Origin of the sequence: Saccharothrix xinjiangensis, from assembly GCF_039527585.1 — a bacterium.
Taxonomy (GTDB): domain Bacteria; phylum Actinomycetota; class Actinomycetes; order Mycobacteriales; family Pseudonocardiaceae; genus Actinosynnema; species Actinosynnema xinjiangensis.
In genome coordinates this window covers 25,022-41,305 of the sequence record NZ_BAAAKE010000024.1, presented here as the reverse complement: position 1 = coordinate 41,305, position 16,284 = coordinate 25,022, and the positions used below count along the sequence as shown (strand labels likewise).

The following is a 16,284-nucleotide window of genomic DNA, read 5'->3' as shown; positions in this document are numbered from 1 at the left end:
ACGAGGGCGACCGGGGACCCGGCGGTCAGCTGGTCGGGAAGTTGTCCGGCGTGCTGACCCGGCTCTTGATGTACGCACCGGACTCGGTGAGCACACCGCTGCTGGAGTAGTCGCCGCCGTTGCAGGTGCCGGGCCGGAGCGCGGCGCTGCTCTCGTTGGCGTCGGAGTACGTCCAGTTCGCGTAGCTGATCTTCAGCTGGTCGAGCAGGTCGAGCCAGGCCGCGGTGCTGGTCCGGTCGTACGAGCCGCCGCCGGTGGCGGTGACCGTGCCGAACTCGGTGACGAACAGCGGCAGGCGCGACGCCGCCCGGCTCACGGTGGACCGGTAGTTGTCCTTGTGCGAGGCGGCGTAGAAGTGGAACGCGTACATGATGTTGGTCGCGTTGACCGGGTTGTTGATCACCTCGGACTCGTTGGAGCCCTCGGACACGCCCAGCGACGACCAGGCGCGGGTGCCGACGATGACGATCGCGTCGGGGTCGGCGGCGCGGATGACCGGGATGACCTGCTCGGCGTAGCTCTTGATGCCGGCCCAGCTCACGCCGTTGGGCTCGTTGGCGATCTCGTAGATCACGTTGCGCTTGTTGGCGTTGCGCGCGGCGACCGCGGCGAAGAACGTCTTCGCGCGCTGGAGGTTGTAGTTGGGGTCGCCCGGCGTGAGGGTGTGGAAGTCGATCAGCGCGTACATGCCGCGGGACTCGGCCATGTCCACCAGGGCGTTGACCCGGTTGGTGAACGCGGTCGGGTTGGTCTCGTAGCCCTGCTCCTGCACGTACATGGCGATGCGGAACAGGTCCGCCTTCCAGTCGTTGACCAGCGCGTCGAGCGAGGCGTTGTTGTAGCACTTGTCGAACCACTGGATGCCGTGCGTGCTCATGCCGCGCAGCTGGATCGGGCGGTTGTACTGGTTGCAGAGGTTCACGCCGCAGACCCGCAGCTGGCCGTTGGCCTCCACCGGGTTGCGGGGCGTCGGCGGGTTCGAGGTCGTGGTGGTCGTCGTGGTCGTGGTGTTGGTCGTCGTGGGCGACCCGGTGCACGCCACGCCGTTGAGCGCGAACGACGTGGGCACGGGGTTGTTGCCCGACCACGTGCCGGTCAGCCCGAGGTCCGTGGACGCGCCGGTGGCGAGCGACCGGTTCCAGTCGACGTTGGTCGCGGTGACCGAGGAACCGGACTGCGACCAGGTGGCGTTCCAGCCCTGGTTCACCTTCTGCGAGGTGTTCGGGAAGGTGAACCCGAGCGACCACCCGCTGAGGGCGTCGCCGAGGTTGGTGACCTTCACGTTGGCCTGGAACCCGCCCTGCCACTGACTCGTGACGGTGTAGTCCACCCGGCAGCCCTGCGCGGCGGCCGCGGCGTGCGGGAGCACCGCCGCCGCGCAACCGAGGGCCACCGCGGATGTAGCCAGTACGGCGGTGGAGCGCTTCACTGAGCCCCTCCTCATCTCGACAGCGTTCTGGGAGCGCTCCCAGAGCGCTCCTAGACCGGGGACCGTACACCGAGATGCACGTGCACGTACATAGCGTCGTGCCCGGTAACTTTGCGTGATCAAGGGCACGGGGCGACCCCGGGCACGGGTCCGCCGCCCCGCCGGGAGCGCTTCCCGGCGGGGCGGCGGACCGCTCCGTCAGCCGTTCGCGGGCCCCGCCCACCCCTGCGGCACGTGCCCGACCCGCACCCGCTGCGGGTGGTCGCCCACCGGCACCGAGAGCAGCTTGCGCCCGGTGGCGAAGTCGATCGCGGTGACCTGGTCGGCGCCGCTCTCGGAGATCACGCAGGCCCGGCCGTCGCCGCTGACCGTGGCCCAGTACGGCTTGGCCGCCGGCACCAGCGGCCCCTCGCGCAGCGACGCGCGGTCCACGACGGTGGCGTAGTCGTCCATGGTCCCGGCGACGCACAGCTTGTCGCCGGCCGGGCTCATGGACATGCCGTGGTGGCGCGAGTCGTTGACGAAGGTGGTGCGGTCGTCGCTGGTGCCCGGGTTCTTGGGCAGCTCCTTGAGGCGGGTGACGCGGTCGCCCGCCACGTCGTACTCCAGGAACCCGTTGAAGAACGAGACCTGGAAGTACAGCGTGGACTCGTCCGGGGTGAACGCCACCGGCCGCACCGAGTCCGACAGGTCCGACCGGCCGAAGGCGTCCAGCCGCTGCCGCATGTCGACCACCCGCTCCTGCCGGAACGTGGCGGTGTCGACGACGGTGATCCGCCGGTCGCCCTTGGTGAAGTCCAGGGCGGGGTCGTCGAGGTCGGTGTTGACCTCGCCGATGGACATGTTCCACAGGCGCCCGCCGCCGTCGGTGAAGACGTTCTCGTGCGGCTTGTCGCCGGTGGCGAACTTCCCGACCTCGCGGCCGGTGTCGATGTCGAGGACGTGCACGGTGTTGGACGTCGAGGCCGACACCGCGACCCGCGAACCGTCGGGGGAGACGGCCATGTGGTCGGAGCGGAAGCCCGAGACCGGGAAGCGCCACCTGATCCCGCCGGTGGCCAGGTCGACCGACACCACGTCGGCGAAGCTGGGCCGCGACGCCACCACGGCCGAACCGTCCGGCGTGGTGTACATGTCGTCGACGAACTGGTCGTGCCCCTCGCCGGGGCCGTGGCGGATGCCCAGGAAGAAGATCAGCTTGATCGGGTTGAGGTAGATCTCCCGCAACCGCTCCTCGCGGTCCGGGATGATGTTCACCCGCCCGATCCTGCCGAAGTCCCCGGTGGAGGCGATGACGTCGGCGGTGCCGTCCCAGTTGTTGCCCACGAACATCACCTCCCGCAGCTGCGCGGCGCCCGCCGGGGCCGCCGACCCGGTGGCGACCAGCCCGGTGGCCACCAGCCCGGCGGTGATCACCCCGGACAACCGCGCGCGTCGGCCGCGGTGCGACGATGTCTTGGTCATGCGGACTCCCAACCGAAACGGCTCTGTTCGCGGCGGAAAGGCCCGAACCGGCGGTCGCCCGGCGGGCGACCGTGTTGCTACTCTGCGGTAGCCACAGCGAACCAGTGGGTGGCGCACCCGTGGTAGGGGCGGCCGGCCAACAACCCGGCGAGCCTGTTGTGGCCCTGCCACAGCGCCGTGGTCGGGAGGAGCCGTGCCCGCAGCGAACCGGAGCGCGCTGCTCCGCGAGGTGCTCAAGGCGATGTCCGAGGACGACCGGGTCCTCGACGAACTGGTCCTGGCGGCCCGGACCCGCTCACCCGAGGTCGCGCGCCTGCCCGAGGCCGAGAACCGCCGCCACGTCCAGGTGCTGCTGGCCGCCGGCCTGGACTCCCTGGCCCGTCCCGCGCACCCCGACGACCAGGACTTCGCCACCGCCGAGGCGCTGGGCGCGGACCGCGCCGCCCAGGGCGTGCCCATCACCGCCCTGCTGTGCGGGGTCCAGGCCGGCCGCACCCGCGCGGTGCGCATCGCCATCGACCGCAGCCGCGCCGCCGGCGTGCCCGACGACGTGATCCTGGAGGCGGTCCTCGACCTGGACCGCTACACCGGCGCGCTGGAGCGCCACATCGTCAACGGCTACCACGCCGCCGAGCTCCAGCTGTCCCGCACGACCCGAGACGTGCGCACGCGGCTGCTGCGCGGGCTGCTGCTGCCCGGCGACCGGGAACCGCCGCGCGCCGAGGACCTCCACCGGGCCGGGCTGCGGCCGGGCGGCCGCTACCACTGCGTGGTCTCCGACGTCACCGAGCCCTCCCTGGCCCGCGCCCTGGAACAGCGGCTGCTCGGCCTCGGCGGCGTGTACGGCCTGGTCGAGGGCAGGCTGACCGGACTGGCGGGCAGGCCGCCGACCGCCGATGACCTCGCGCCCGACGTCCTGCTGGTCGTCGCGCCCGGCGCGGCCCTGGCCGAGCTGCGCGACGTCCACGCCCTGTGCGCGGCCGCGCTGCCCATCGCCGCCGGGCAAGGGCTGCGCGGCGTGCGCCACCTCACCGAGCTGGCCGGTGAGACCGCGCTGGCCGCGCAGCCCCTGCTCGCCGACCTGCTCGTGGACAGCGCGCTGGGCCGGCTCGACCCCGCCGACGACTTCCACCGCGACCTGGCCCGCACCGCGCTGGCCTACCTCGACCACGGCCGCCGCCTCGGCCACACGGCCGCCGCCCTGCACCTGCACCCCAACACCGTCCGGTACCGCCTCGACCGCCTGGCCGAGATCACCGCGCTGCCACTGGACGAACCCGCCGCCGACGCCCGCTCGACCGTGCTCGACACCCTGCGCGCCTGGTGGGCGCTGCGAACCTGGCTGGGAAGGCGGTCGCGCGACCGCACCGCGCGGCTCGCGCGCACGAGCCGATCGCACCCGTCCCACGAGTCCGCGACGGCGAACCCCGGCCGCGGGTAGGCCGCCGCCGGCTGCCATCGCCGCCAGAGCACCGAGCCGTCACCCTCCCGCCGCCGCCCGACCGCTCAGACGCCGAGCGGTGAGTCCGCCGGTCGACTCTCGGTGAGCGCGCGGAACAACCAGCCGTCCTCTCTCGGCAGCACGCTGTTCCACACCTCCACGACCCGGTGGTCGACCACCCCGCGGTAGGTGTAGGTCTTCGGCGTCGACGGGTTGGTGCGCAAGAGGGCCAGGTTCAGCGCGGCGGCCCAGAGCACCAGCCGCTCCAACGCCTCCACCGTCGAGCACGACGGCGGCACCGCGCCCCTCAGCACGCCGCGGTGGTCGATCTCCCACAGCAGACCCCGGTCGTGCAGGGCGCGGTCCAGGCCTGCGCCGTAGCGGTTCATCGCTTCCGCGACGGCTGTGTTGACCGTGCAGGTCATGGTGGACATGCGGTTCCGGCTCCAGTGCGATCGAGGACGACGACGCCGGCATCATTCCAATCGGGACACTTCCTCGATCAGGCGATCACCGCGCCCCACCGGGCAACACCGCCCACCGTCGCGGGGCGGTCGGAGGCCGCCTCACCCGTCCGCCCAGGGGTTTCACCGGTTCGAGGCATGGCCCGGGGGCCCGCTCCCGGTCCACACTGGAGGGAGGCCGTCCACCGACCCGGAGGAGCCCGTTCCACCGTGAGCACCGACGAGCGCGACCGGACCGCCGGGCCGGCGCTCGGGCATCGGGTCCGGCGCGTGCGGGAGGCCGTGGCCCTCCCGGGGCCCTTCCCCGCCGCGCCCGCGGGCAGCGGGCTGGCCACCGTGCCGGGTGATGCAGGCAGTCCGCTGGTGGGCCACACCTTCAGCGCGACCCGGGATCCCGTGGCGTGGGGCCGGGGCCGGCTGGCCGAGCACGGCCCGATCAGCTGGTCGTGCGGGTTCGGCAGGCGCATCGTGTCGGTGGTGGGGCCGGAGGCCGCCGAGGCCGTGCTGGTCAACCGGGAGCGGGTGTTCGCCGCCCGGCCGGGGTGGGAGCACTTCCTGGGCCCGTTCTTCCGCGGCGGCCTGCTGACGCTGGACGGCGACGAGCACGTGCGGCAGCGCCGCGTGGTGCAGCAGGCGTTCACGGCCGACCGCCTGCGCGGCTACCTGGACCGGATGAACCGGGTGATCGAGGCGGGCCTCGACGGGTGGCGGCCCGCGGACCCCTTCCCGGTGGTGCCCGCGGTCAAGCGGCTGACCCTGGGACTGGCCGCCGACGTCTTCCTCGGCGCCGGGCTGGGCCGCGAGTCGGAGGTGGTCCGGGCGGCCTTCGCGGACATGACCGGGGCCGTGACCTCCCTCGTGCGGGTCGGCCTGCCCGGCACGCGGTGGGCGCGCGGCCTGGCCGGCCGGCGCGTCCTGGAGCGGTTCTGCGCGCAACGCCTGCCCGCCAAGCGGGCGGGCGCGGACCCCGACCTGTTCGGGATGCTGTGCCACGCCCGCGCCGACGACGGCCTCAGGTTCGACGACACCGAGGTGGTCGACCACGTCATCGGCCTGCTGCTGGCCGCGCACGACACGACCACCTCGGCGCTCAGCTCGATGGTCCACCGGCTGGCCAGGCACCCCGAGTGGCAGGACCGGGCGCGGGCGGAATCCCGTGCGCTGGGCCGGGGTTTCGTCGAGTGGGGCGACCTGGGCCGGCTGACCGCGCTCGACCTCGTGGAGAAGGAGTCGCTGCGGCTGGTCACCCCGATCCCGGTCTTCCCGCGCCAGACCGCGCGGGACACCGGGCTGCTGGGCCGCCACCTGCCCGCCGGCACCCTGGTGACGGTCACGCCCCAGGTCAACCACCACCTGCCGGAGCTGTGGCCGGACCCGGAGCGGTTCGACCCCGAGCGGTTCGCCGCGCACCGCCGCGAGGACCGGGTGCACCGCTACGCGTGGACGCCGTTCGGCGGGGGCGTGCACAAGTGCGCGGGCGCCCAGTTCGCCGACGTGCACATCAAGGCGTTGCTGCACCAGGTGCTGCTGCGCTTCCGGATCGCGGTCGCGCCCGATTACGAGACCCGGTTCGACTTCTCCGCGCTGCCGGTGCCCCGGGACGGCCTGCCCGTGCGGCTGGAGCGGATCGGGTGAGGTCCTAGGACTAGGACCCGGGCGGCGGGAACCCGGGCAGCAGCCGGGTCAGCTCGGCGGGCGCCAGGACGGTCAGCACGCGGCTGTCCGCCGCCCTGGCCACGAGACCGCGTGCCAGGAACGCGTCCAGCACGGCCTTGCCCAGCACGCCGCCCAGGTGCGGCAGGCGGTGGGTGCGGTCCAGGCAGGCGGTGGCGAGCTTGCGGCGGCCCGGCGCGAGCGCGGCCAGGTCCACGCCCAGCTCGGCGAAGGCCTCCTGGTCGGGCCCGAGCGCGACCTCGTCGCCGAGGCCGTCCGGCGGGCGCAGCGCGCCGCGCTCGACCAGGGTCGCGAACGCGGTGACGCCGAGCCGGCCCGCCGCGTGGTCGTAGCAGGTGTGCGCGATGTCGGCGGGTGACGGCGCGCGATCGGGCAGGCCGACCGCGTCCGCGCCCCGCGCGTAGTGGGCCAGCGCCGCCAGCACCTCGCCCAGGCCGGGCGCGGCCCGGTAGACCGAGTGCCGCCCGGCGCGCTCCGCGGTGACGAGGTCCTTCTCGCGCAGCCGGGCCAGGTGGTTGCCCAGCCGGGACGCCGACACGCCGATGGCGTCGGCCAGCTGGCTGGAGGTGTGCGGGCCCTCGGCGGCCAGCAGCTGCAACGCGGTCAGGCGCACGGGGTCGGCCAGCTCGGCGGCCAGCGCGGTGACCGCGGCGACCACCCGGTTCTCCGGATCGACCCATCCCGCCACACCGGTCACGCTACCACCCTTCAGGTGGACGTGAACCATGGTTGGTCCTACAGTCACCTTTCACGAAACTTTGAAAGGTGGTGGGCGGTGGGTGAGGTCGAGACCTGGTTGCGCCGGCTGATGTGGGCGCGCGGCGCGTCCGCGGCGGGCGACGGCCTGTGGTTCACGATCTGGGCGCTGTACTTCACCCGCGTCGGCGGCCTGCCGCCGGTCGCGGTGGGCGTCGCGATGGCCGCGGCGGGCGCGGTCGGCCTGGTCGCGGCGGTGCCCCTGGGCGCGCTGGCCGACCGGTTCGACGCCCGCCACGTGCTGGCCGCCACGACGACCGCGCGCGGCCTCGCCATGGCCTGCTACCCGTTCGCCGAGGGGACCTGGGCCTTCGTGCTGGTCACCGTGGTGTTCGTGGCCCCGGCCAACGGCGGCAACGCCGCCCGGACCGCGCTGCTCACCGGCCTGGTCGCCGACGACGGCGAGCGCGTCGCCGTCCTGGCCCGCCAGCGCGTCGCCCAGCACGTCGGGTACGCGGCGGGCGCGGGCGTCGGCGCGCTCGTGCTCGGCCTGGACGACCCCGCCGCCTACTCCGCGGCGATCACCGCGAACGCGGCGAGCTTCGCCGTGCTCACGGTGATCGCCCTGCGCGCGCCCACGCCCCGGCGCCCGGTCGGCCGGTTCGCCTCGCCGCTGCGCGACCGCCCCTACCTCGCCGTGGCGGGGACGACCGCCGTGCTGTCGCTGTGCTGGGCGATGCTGTCGACCGGCGTGCCGCTGTGGACGTCCCGGTCGCTGCCGCTGTCGCTGAGCGGGGTGCTGGTCGTGATCAGCTCCCTCGGCGTCGCGCTGCTCCAGGTGCCCGCGACCCGCCTGGCCGCCACCACGTCCCGCGCGGCGCGCACGGCCGCGGTGTCCGGCGCGGCGCTGGCGGCGGCGTGCGTGCTGCTGGCGCTGTCCGGGGACGTCGGGCGGCACGCCGGGGTGGCCGTCGTCGTGGTCGCCGGGCTGCTGCACCTGGCCGGGGAGCTGGGGTACGTGGCGGCGAGCTGGCGGCTGTCGCTGTCGCTGATGCGCGAGGAGTCGCGCGGCGCCTACCAGGGCGTGACCGAGGCCGCCACGGCGACCGCGCAGATGGTCGGCCCGGCGTTCTTCACCGCGGGCCTCACCGCGTTCGACGCGGGCGGCTGGCTGCTGGCCGCCGCCGTGTTCCTGGCCGCGGGGTCCGCCGTGCCCGCGCTGACCCGGAGGGCCGAGCGGAGCCGCGAACCGACCCCCGCCTGACGGGTGTCAGGGCGCCAGGCGCGGGAACACGGGCGCGGGCGGGGCCGCGGTGTCGCCCTCGCCGAGCTGGGCGAGCAGCCGGGCGCTCCCGTGCGGCAGGAACGGGCCCAGCTCGACGGCCAGCTCGCGGCAGGTCCGCACCGCCGTGCCCAGCACCTCGTCCAGGTCCGCGCCGGCCAGCGTCCACGGCCGGGCGTGCTCGACGTACCTGTTCGCCGCCGCGACCACGTCGAACAGGGCGGCCGTCGCCGCGCGGAAGTCGAACCGGGCCAGCGCCGCGTCGACCTCGGCGGGCAGCGCGGCGACCTCCGCGAGCGGCGCGGCCGGGGCGATCCGGCCGCCCCGCGACCGGTGGACCAGGGCGAGCACCCGGTTGACCAGGTTGCCCAGGCCGTTGGCCAGCTCGGTGTCGGCCCTGGCGAGCAGCCGCGCCTCGGTGAAGTCCGTGTCACCGAGCGGGGCCACCTCGCGCAGCAGCCACCAGCGCACCGCGTCGGGGCCGTACCGGTCCACCAGCTCGACCGGCCGCACCGCGTTGCCCGAGCTCTTGGCGATCTTCGCCCCGCCCGCGGTCAGGTACTCGTGCACGAAGACCGTGTCCGGCAACCGCTCGCCCGCCGAGAGCAGCAGCGCGGGCCAGTGCACCGCGTGGAAGCGCAGGATGCCCTTGCCGATCACGTGCACCCGCTCGGTCGCGCCCGCCCACAGCGCCGGGTTCGCGGTGAGGTAGTTGGCCAGGGCGTCCCACCACACGTAGACCACCTGGTCCGGGTCGCCGGGCACCGGGATGCCCCAGCCGTCCGAGCGCGCCGCGGGCCGCGACACGCTGATGTCGGACAGCCCGGCGCGCACGAACGCCAGCACCTCGTTGCGCCGCGCGGCGGGCTCGACCCGGAGCCCGCCCGACTCCAGCAGGTCCAGCAGGCGGCCGGTGTACCGGGAGAGCCGGAAGAACCAGTTGCGCTCGCGCACCGGCTCCGGCGGCACGCCGTGCTCGGGGCAGCGACCGCCGCTCAGCTCGTCCTCGCGGTAGAACTGCTCGCAGCCCGCGCAGTACAGGCCCTCGTACTCGCGCTGGTAGAAGTCGTCGCGCGCGGCGCTCGCCAGCCACAGCCGCCGCACGCCGTCGAGGTGCCTGCGGTCGGCGCTGGTGCGGATGAAGTCGTCGACGGACAGGCCCAGCGGCGCGTGCAGGGCGGCGAACCGCGCGGCGTTGGCGTCGACGAACTCCCGCGCGGTGACGCCGGCGGCCCTGGCCGCGGTCACGTTCTTCACCGCGTTGTCGTCGGTGCCGGTGAGGAAGTGCGCCCGGCCGCCGCGCAGGCGCCGGTGCCTGGCCAGCACGTCGGCCTGGACGAGTTCGAGCGCGTGCCCGAGGTGCGGCTCGGCGTTGACGTAGGGGATGGCGGTGGTGATGTAGGTGGTCATGCGTCCTCCCGCCCGACCGGCGGCGGAGGACGGACCCCGGCGACGGCCGGGGCTTGGTCCGATGTGGTGTCGGCTCGTGGTGTCAGCGCACGTCGACGTCGGGCCCCGCGGCGGGGCCCGACATCAAGGGGGAACAGGTGCGCACGGCCTCATGGTGGCAGGTGGCACGGGTGGTGATCACCCGATTTTCCGGCACCCGCCGCCTGCTGCCCGCCTGCCTGCTGCTTGCCCTCCCGCCGCAGCCGTCAGACCACCGCCGCAGCCTCCGCGGCAGCTGCCCCGACCACGTGGTCGCGCAGGGCTTCCGCGAACGCCACGGCCGGCACCCAGCCGTCCGCCTCGCGCACCCCGCCGGCCAGTTCGACGATCAGCAGCGGTTCCGCGGTGATCCCGACGCGGTCGCCGGCCGGGTAGGCGTGCAGCCTCGGCACGCCCGGCCACACCGGCACGTCCGCCTCCACCCCGTCGGCCAGGGTGAGGCGCAGCGCCACGACCTGCTCGTCCCCGTCCGCGCGCGGGTCGACCCGCACCTGGAACGCGCGTGCCGCCCCGTCCGGCAGCAGCGCCGCGACGGCGCGGGCCAGGCCGTCGCTGACCGCGATCAGCCTGGCCCGCCGCTCGACCTCCCGCAGCCGGTCGCTCGCCGTGACCTCGCGGGACCTGCCGTGCTCGTCGCGGATCGCGACCGCGGCGGGCGCCGGCCGGGCGAACCACTCGCGCGCCCCGGCCTCCACGTCCGTCCTGCCCGCCACGACGACCCCCTGTCCTAGGTGAGAGATGCTCACGAATCCTAGGTCGAGGTCGGACGGCCCACTCCGCCGAGCCCGGGGTGGGCCGGTTGCCGCCCGTCGGGTCGGGCAGGAGGAGCCGCGCCGTGGAGCTGACCCGGGTCGACGTGGTGGCGATCCTGCTCACCCGCGCCCACCTCGACGCAGCCGCGACGCCCTGGTCACCGGCCACGGCGACCTGGCCCGCGCGCCCGTCGCCACGCTCGTCGACCGGGCCCTGAACCGCTGGGCCCCGCGCCGCCGAACCGGTTTTCGGCGCGGTAATCCACCTGGACGGGTGGTTTCTGCGCCGTATTGCGGACATGCCGATGTCGGGCGCCGGTGGTCGGGGTCCGGTGGGCGACGATCGCCCCGTGACCACGACTCCGATCTTCGACGAACTCGTCGCGCTCTACCTGTCCGAGGAAGCACCGGCCCGGCCGCACGAGCAGCGCCCGCCGCACGCGCCCGACGAGGGCCAACCGCAGTGGCCCGCCGTGGGCGTGCTGGAGCAGTGGTGGTCGCAGTGCGCGCGGACGGTCGGCTGATCCACGGGAAATCCGGGCGAACGGGAATTCACGGCATCCCGGGTCCGGCGGTTCGAGGCGGCCGATTCGACGTGACGGGGAAAAGCGGAGCCGGTTCAGCGGCTCCGTGATTCGTGCGCCTCGCGGAACTCCTCGACGACGTGCGCGGGAAGGCGGCCGCGGTCGGCCAGGTCGTGGCCGTTGCGCCGCGCCCATTCCCGGATGGCCCTGGACGTGGCGCTCGGCCGCCTCGGCGCACGTCGGGCGGGTGCGCCGCGCCCGCCGCGCCTGCCGGCCTTGTCCGCGTGGGCGATGAAGAGCGCCAACGCTTCGTGCAGTCGGCGCGCGTTGTCGGGGGAGAGGTCGATTTCGTACGACACGCCGTCCAAGCCGAACGAGACCGTCTCGACATCACCGGCCGAACTCCCGTCGAGGTCGTCAACCAGCCGGACCAGAACCTGCCGCGCCATTCGGCACCTCCTACCGCTTCTTCTCGCGTTCAGGGTAGCCCTGTTGTGATCGCCGGGTCCGCGCAATTGAAAACGAAATAGGTTCATATCGAGTTGGCGGCCACTAATCAAGGACCGGCGTTCCGGAGTGAATATGCAGGTGACGGGCCCGGTTGCCGGCGGACCGGTTCCCCGACCCACGACACCGCACCGTGCTCGAAGCGTGGTCCGTCCGTGTCAATACGGAGTCGGATCACCTGTTCGGGCATGATCCGCGCACGGAGCGGGTAGGTTCGCCGTGTCATGGCGTCTCCACCAGAGAGGGCGTGAGGTGGCGATGACGACGACGGGACCCGGTGTGCGGACCCGGGTCGACCTCCTCGACGGGGGCCGGGCGGTGCTGCTGGGCATCGGCGGCGAGGTGGACCAGGCCGTGGTCGAGCGGCTGGACTGGGCGTTCTCCGAGGGGCTCGAAGCGGCCGTGCGGGCGGGCGCGCCGCTGCTCGTGACCGACCTGGGCGAGGTCACGTACTTCGCCTCGGTGGGGATGACCGCCCTGCTGCACGCGCACGAGCGGGCCGGGCGGTGCGGGGTGGAGCTGGTGGTCGTGGCGCCCGCCAACCACCTGATCACCAGCCTGCTGGTGATGGTGGGCCTGGACACGGTCGTCCACCTGGTCGACTCGGTCGACTCCGCGCTGTCGCCCGGGGTCGGCGGGTAGGCGGGGACGAAGGCGGTCGGTCCGACGTGGACCGACCTCGCTCACCGCACCGGCCGCACCACACCGCACCGGCCGCACCGCACCACGGCTCAGAACCGGATCACGACCCTCCCGCGCAGGCCGCCCGCGTCCATCACCCGGTACGCCTCGGCAGCCTCTTCGGGCGGGTATTCACCCGCCACCCGCAGTTGAAGCCCACCCGCCGACGCCAGCAGGCCCTCACCGCCGGCGCGCCGCCCGGCCGCAGGCCGAGCAGGTCGAGGCCGAGCGCGTCGGTGAGCCCGTTCATCGGCAGCGTCGCCGCCCCCGCGCGGTTCCCGCACCTCGCGGTCGACGACGGCCGGCACCTCCGGTCCGCCCCGCTCGGTGACGCCCACTGCCCTTGCCATCGACGGCCTCCTCACCGTCGTCCCTGCCCACCCGGGGTCGCCCGCACGCGGGCGTTCAACCGGGACGAGGTCAGCGGACCGCCGGCGTCCACGTGCGCCGAACACCGCCCAACGGTCCCCGAATTCGCTCGATGAGGTGGTGACCGGCCCCGGGATCGTGCCTGCGGGTCGAGGGACCCGGTTTGGCCGCCCCGGGTCGTGGCACCCCGGGCGGGGTGCCGGACGGGAGGACCGCGGCACCGGGTCACCCCGGCCGGCGCGGACCGCCCGGTCGGGCGGGACCGGCACCGGGCGGGTACCGCGAGGTCGCGGACCGGGAGCCCGCAGTCCGGGAAACCCTTCCAGCACCAGGAGGCACGTGATGACGGAGGGTGGCTGGGCGTTCGACGGCGAACCCGTCACGCTGTCGCCGAACACCGTGACGCTGGTCCACGGCACCTCGTTCTGCGTCTGCGGCAGCAACGGCGACCTCGACGGCGCCGCCGCCCAGGGCACGTTCTTCCAGGACACCCGCATCCTGTCCGGCTGGCGGCTGCGGGTGGACGGCGCGCCCGTCGAGCACATCACGACCAGCACCCCGGACCCGTTCCGGGCCAGGTTCGTCGGTCGCGGGCGGTCGCCGCGGCCCCAGGCGGAGAGCACCCTGCTGGTGCGCCGCGACCGGTACGTCGGCGCGGGCATGCGCGAGGACCTGGTGCTGCGCAACTACGGCCGCGAGACCGCGACGCACGTGGTGACGATCCGGGTGGAGGCCGACTTCGCGGACCTGTTCGAGGTCAAGGAGGGCCGCGTGCGGTCGCGGGGCGAGCACGCCTCCGAGGTCGCCGACGACGAGCTGCGCCTGACCTGGCGGCTGGACGGCCGCAGCCGGGGCACGCGGGTGTGGGGCGAGGGCGCGGAGTGCTCGCCCTCCACCCTGACCTTCCGCGCCGTGATCCCGCCGAAGGGGGAGTGGAGCACGTGCGTGACGGTGCAGCCGGTGGTGGACGGCGAACCCGTGGCGCCCCTGTTCCCGCGCGAGCACCCCGTCGACCAGTCCGTCCCGGCGCGGCGCGAGGCGCAGTGGCGCAAGGCCTCGCCGGTGCTGCGCCGCACCGGCAACCGGGCGCTGGCCGCCACGTTGCAGCGCAGCCGGGAGGACCTGGGCGCACTGCGCATCTTCGACCCGGACCGGCCCGACGACACCGCGATCGCGGCCGGCGCGCCGTGGTTCATGACGCTGTTCGGCCGCGACTCCATCCTCGCCTCCTACATGAGCCTGGCCATCGACCCGTCGCTCGCGCTGGGCACCGTGCGCACCCTGGCCCACCACCAGGGCGTGCGCGTCGAGCCGAACAGCGAGGAGGAACCGGGCCGCATCCTGCACGAGATGCGCTTCGGCGCGGACGCCTCGCTGGTGCTGGGCGGCAGCAACGTCTACTACGGCACCGCCGACGCCACGCCGCTGTTCGCGGTGCTCGTCGGCGAGCTGTCCCGGTGGGGCATCGGGCGCGACCGCGTCGCGGCGATGATCCCGCACGTCGACCGCGCGCTGGAGTGGGTCGAGCGGCACGGCGACCGGGACGGCGACGGGTTCGTCGAGTACGAGCGGGCCACCGACCGCGGCCTGGTCAACCAGGGCTGGAAGGACTCCTGGGACGGCGTCAACTTCGCCGACGGCACCATCGCCCGCGCCCCCGTCGCGCTGTGCGAGGTGCAGGGCTACGCCTACTCCGCCTACCTGGCGCGGGCCTGCCTGTGCGACGACTTCGACGACCCGGGCGGCGCGCGGCACTGGCGCGAGCGCGCCGCCGAGTTGAAGGAGCGGTTCAACGAGCGCTTCTGGCTGCCCGACCTCGGCCGCTACGCGGTCGCCCTGGACGGTGACAAGCGGCCGGTGGACGCCCTCGCCTCCAACGTCGGCCACTGCCTGTGGAGCGGCATCGTGGACGACGACAAGGCCGCGATCGTCGCCGACGACCTGCTGTCGCCGCGCATGTTCACCGGCTGGGGCGTGCGGACGCTGGCCTCCGACATGGGCGCCTACAACCCCATGAGCTACCACAACGGTTCCGTGTGGCCGCACGACAGCGCCCTCGTCGCCACCGGCCTGATGCGCTACGGCTTCGTCGAGCACGCGCAGCGGGTCGCCACCGCCGTCCTGGACGCCGCCGAGGCGTTCGGCGGCAGGCTGCCCGAGCTGCTGTGCGGCTTCGACCGCGCCGACCACCCCGAACCCGTCCCGTACCCGACGTCGTGCTCACCGCAGGCGTGGGCGTCGGCGACGCCCGTCCACCTCCTGCGCTTGCTGCTGCGCGTGGAGCCGTACGTGCCGCACCGCAAGGTGTGGGTCGCGCCCGTGCTGCCCGCCTCGTTCGGGCCGCTGTCGCTGGACGGCGTGCCGCTGGCGGGCACCCGGGTGTCCTTGGAGGTCGACGGCGACGACGTGCGGCTGCACGGCCTGCCCGACGACGTCGAGCTGGTCCGCGGGATCGTCCGGCGCCACCCTGGCGCGATCAGGAAGTCGAGGTAGGTGAAACGCCATGCGGATAGCGATGGTCGCCCCACCGTGGTTCGAGCTGCCGCCCTGCGCCTACGGCGGCATCGAGGCGATGTGCGCGGACCTGGTCGACCGGCTGGTCGCCCGCGGCCACGAGGTGGTCCTGGTCGGCGTGGGGCGCAACGGCACGGCGGCGAGGGAGTTCTTCGCCACCTCCGACGTGCCCTCGGCCGACCACCTGGGCCAGGGCCTGCCCGAGCTGGTGCACGCCCTGGCGCTGCTGGACATCCTGTCCGGGATGGACGTCGACGTGGTGCACGACCACAGCATGGCCGGGCCCCTGCTGGCCCGCGGTCGTGACGTGCCCACCGTGGTCACCGCGCACGGGCCGGTGACCGGCCAGATGGGCCGCTACTACCGGGGTCTGGGCGACAGCGTCCAGATGGTCGCCATCTCCCACGCGCAGCGCGCCGCGGCGGCGGACCTCAACTGGGTCGGCACCGCGCACAACGCGGTCGCCGTCGAGCGCTTCCCGTTCCGGCGGGACAAGGAGGACTTCGCGCTGTTCCTCGGCCGGGTCAGCCCGGACAAGGGCATCCCGCAGGCGGTCGCCGCGGCCGCGGCGGCGGGGATCCCGCTGCGCATCGCGGCCAAGTGCCGCGAGCCCGAGGAGCACGAGTACTTCCACGACGTGGTGGAGCCGCTGCTCGGCGGTGACGTCGAGTGGCTGGGCGAGGTGGCCGGCGCGACCAAGCTGGACCTGCTCGGCGCCGCCCGCTGCCTGCTCTTCCCGATCCAGTGGGACGAGCCGTTCGGGATGGTGATGGTCGAGGCGATGGCGTGCGGCACCCCGGTCGTGGCGCTGCGGCGCGGTTCCGTGCAGGAGGTGGTCACGTCCGGCGAGACCGGTTTCACCTGCGACGACCACGACGGGCTCGTCGCCGCCCTCCGGCGCGTCGGCGAGCTGTCGCCGGACCGCTGCCGAGCCGAGGCGGAACGACGGTTCGACGTCCGCGCAATGGTTACCCGGTACGAGCAGGTCTACCAAGCGGTCACCGCCGCGCCGACGTTGTCCAGCCGGGCGGTGTGACC

General features: G+C 74.1%; 16 protein-coding genes. 8 read left to right on the top strand and 8 right to left on the bottom strand.

The genetic code is table 11. The features are described 5' to 3' along the window. Positions 1 to 25: 25 nt before the first annotated feature. Entirely contained in the window at positions 26 to 1,393 is a 1,368-nt protein-coding gene (locus ABD223_RS33200) for a cellulase family glycosylhydrolase (protein ID WP_344040669.1), read from the bottom strand. A 234-nt stretch (positions 1,394 to 1,627) separates the two neighbouring features. After that, complete coding sequence (locus tag ABD223_RS33195; protein WP_344040668.1) at positions 1,628 to 2,893, bottom strand: YncE family protein; 1,266 nt, start codon at positions 2,891 to 2,893, stop codon at positions 1,628 to 1,630. Positions 2,894 to 3,086: 193 nt separating this feature from the next. Here ABD223_RS33195 and ABD223_RS33190 point away from each other — a divergent pair, with 193 nt between their 5' ends. Then, entirely contained in the window at positions 3,087 to 4,334 is a 1,248-nt protein-coding gene (locus ABD223_RS33190) for an RsbRD N-terminal domain-containing protein (protein WP_344040667.1), read from the top strand. A 65-nt stretch (positions 4,335 to 4,399) separates the two neighbouring features. Here the strand turns inward: ABD223_RS33190 and ABD223_RS33185 are convergent, their stop codons facing one another. Continuing rightward, positions 4,400 to 4,768, bottom strand: coding sequence for a hypothetical protein (locus ABD223_RS33185; protein ID WP_344040666.1), 369 nt, complete (start codon positions 4,766 to 4,768; stop codon positions 4,400 to 4,402). A 240-nt stretch (positions 4,769 to 5,008) separates the two neighbouring features. Between ABD223_RS33185 and ABD223_RS33180 the strand changes: the two genes are divergently transcribed. Further along, positions 5,009 to 6,433 (top strand): cytochrome P450, encoded by a 1,425-nt coding sequence (locus ABD223_RS33180; protein WP_344040665.1) that lies wholly within the window; start codon positions 5,009 to 5,011, stop codon positions 6,431 to 6,433. Positions 6,434 to 6,443: 10 nt separating this feature from the next. On the opposite strand, the gene ABD223_RS33175 is transcribed toward ABD223_RS33180, so the two are convergent. Then, positions 6,444 to 7,160, bottom strand: coding sequence for an ArsR/SmtB family transcription factor (locus ABD223_RS33175; protein ID WP_344040664.1), 717 nt, complete (start codon positions 7,158 to 7,160; stop codon positions 6,444 to 6,446). An 87-nt stretch (positions 7,161 to 7,247) separates the two neighbouring features. Between ABD223_RS33175 and ABD223_RS33170 the strand changes: the two genes are divergently transcribed. Next, positions 7,248 to 8,432: an MFS transporter gene (locus ABD223_RS33170; protein ID WP_344040663.1), complete on the top strand. Its 1,185-nt coding sequence runs from the start codon at positions 7,248 to 7,250 to the stop codon at positions 8,430 to 8,432. Between the two features lie 6 nt (positions 8,433 to 8,438). Here ABD223_RS33170 and metG read toward each other — a convergent pair whose 3' ends face one another. Next, positions 8,439 to 9,860: a methionine--tRNA ligase gene (gene metG / locus ABD223_RS33165; RefSeq protein WP_344040662.1), complete on the bottom strand. Its 1,422-nt coding sequence runs from the start codon at positions 9,858 to 9,860 to the stop codon at positions 8,439 to 8,441. Between the two features lie 245 nt (positions 9,861 to 10,105). Beyond that, on the bottom strand, positions 10,106 to 10,612 hold the full coding sequence (locus ABD223_RS33160) for a hypothetical protein (RefSeq protein ID WP_344040661.1): 507 nt from the start codon (positions 10,610 to 10,612) through the stop codon (positions 10,106 to 10,108). Between the two features lie 122 nt (positions 10,613 to 10,734). On the opposite strand from ABD223_RS33160, the gene ABD223_RS33155 reads away from it, so the two are divergent. Both ABD223_RS33155 and ABD223_RS33150 read left to right on the top strand, forming a co-directional pair. Beyond that, the gene (locus tag ABD223_RS33155) at positions 10,735 to 10,869 is read left to right on the top strand and encodes a hypothetical protein (protein ID WP_344040660.1); all 135 of its coding nucleotides are present in this window, start codon (positions 10,735 to 10,737) and stop codon (positions 10,867 to 10,869) included. 132 nt (positions 10,870 to 11,001) lie between these two features. Further along, on the top strand, positions 11,002 to 11,175 hold the full coding sequence (locus ABD223_RS33150) for a hypothetical protein (RefSeq protein WP_344040659.1): 174 nt from the start codon (positions 11,002 to 11,004) through the stop codon (positions 11,173 to 11,175). 95 nt (positions 11,176 to 11,270) lie between these two features. Here the strand turns inward: ABD223_RS33150 and ABD223_RS33145 are convergent, their stop codons facing one another. Next, positions 11,271 to 11,624 carry a histone-like nucleoid-structuring protein Lsr2 gene (locus tag ABD223_RS33145; protein WP_344040658.1) on the bottom strand — a complete coding sequence of 118 codons (354 nt, stop codon included), beginning with the start codon at positions 11,622 to 11,624 and terminating at the stop codon, positions 11,271 to 11,273. Positions 11,625 to 11,940: 316 nt separating this feature from the next. Between ABD223_RS33145 and ABD223_RS33140 the strand changes: the two genes are divergently transcribed. Further along, complete coding sequence (locus tag ABD223_RS33140; protein WP_344040657.1) at positions 11,941 to 12,324, top strand: STAS domain-containing protein; 384 nt, start codon at positions 11,941 to 11,943, stop codon at positions 12,322 to 12,324. A gap of 89 nt (positions 12,325 to 12,413) precedes the next feature. Here ABD223_RS33140 and ABD223_RS33135 read toward each other — a convergent pair whose 3' ends face one another. Beyond that, positions 12,414 to 12,713: a hypothetical protein gene (locus ABD223_RS33135; RefSeq protein ID WP_344040656.1), complete on the bottom strand. Its 300-nt coding sequence runs from the start codon at positions 12,711 to 12,713 to the stop codon at positions 12,414 to 12,416. Positions 12,714 to 13,074: 361 nt separating this feature from the next. Between ABD223_RS33135 and ABD223_RS33130 the strand changes: the two genes are divergently transcribed. After that, positions 13,075 to 15,225: an amylo-alpha-1,6-glucosidase gene (locus tag ABD223_RS33130; RefSeq protein ID WP_344040655.1), complete on the top strand. Its 2,151-nt coding sequence runs from the start codon at positions 13,075 to 13,077 to the stop codon at positions 15,223 to 15,225. A 10-nt stretch (positions 15,226 to 15,235) separates the two neighbouring features. Continuing rightward, on the top strand, positions 15,236 to 16,282 hold the full coding sequence (locus tag ABD223_RS33125) for a glycosyltransferase family 4 protein (protein WP_344040654.1): 1,047 nt from the start codon (positions 15,236 to 15,238) through the stop codon (positions 16,280 to 16,282). Positions 16,283 to 16,284 lie beyond the last annotated feature (2 nt).

What these genes read in the sequence shown, in the direction of transcription:
- ABD223_RS33195 (WP_344040668.1), bottom strand. Translation starts at nt 2,893, where the DNA reads ATGACCAAGACATCGTCGCACCGCGGCCGACGCGCGCGGTTGTCCGGG.
- ABD223_RS33185 (WP_344040666.1), bottom strand. Translation starts at nt 4,768, where the DNA reads ATGTCCACCATGACCTGCACGGTCAACACAGCCGTCGCGGAAGCGATG.
- metG (WP_344040662.1), bottom strand. Translation starts at nt 9,860, where the DNA reads ATGACCACCTACATCACCACCGCCATCCCCTACGTCAACGCCGAGCCG.
- ABD223_RS33145 (WP_344040658.1), bottom strand. Translation starts at nt 11,624, where the DNA reads ATGGCGCGGCAGGTTCTGGTCCGGCTGGTTGACGACCTCGACGGGAGT.
- ABD223_RS33140 (WP_344040657.1), top strand. Translation starts at nt 11,941, where the DNA reads ATGACGACGACGGGACCCGGTGTGCGGACCCGGGTCGACCTCCTCGAC.
- ABD223_RS33135 (WP_344040656.1), bottom strand. Translation starts at nt 12,713, where the DNA reads ATGGCAAGGGCAGTGGGCGTCACCGAGCGGGGCGGACCGGAGGTGCCG.
- ABD223_RS33130 (WP_344040655.1), top strand. Translation starts at nt 13,075, where the DNA reads ATGACGGAGGGTGGCTGGGCGTTCGACGGCGAACCCGTCACGCTGTCG.
- ABD223_RS33125 (WP_344040654.1), top strand. Translation starts at nt 15,236, where the DNA reads ATGCGGATAGCGATGGTCGCCCCACCGTGGTTCGAGCTGCCGCCCTGC.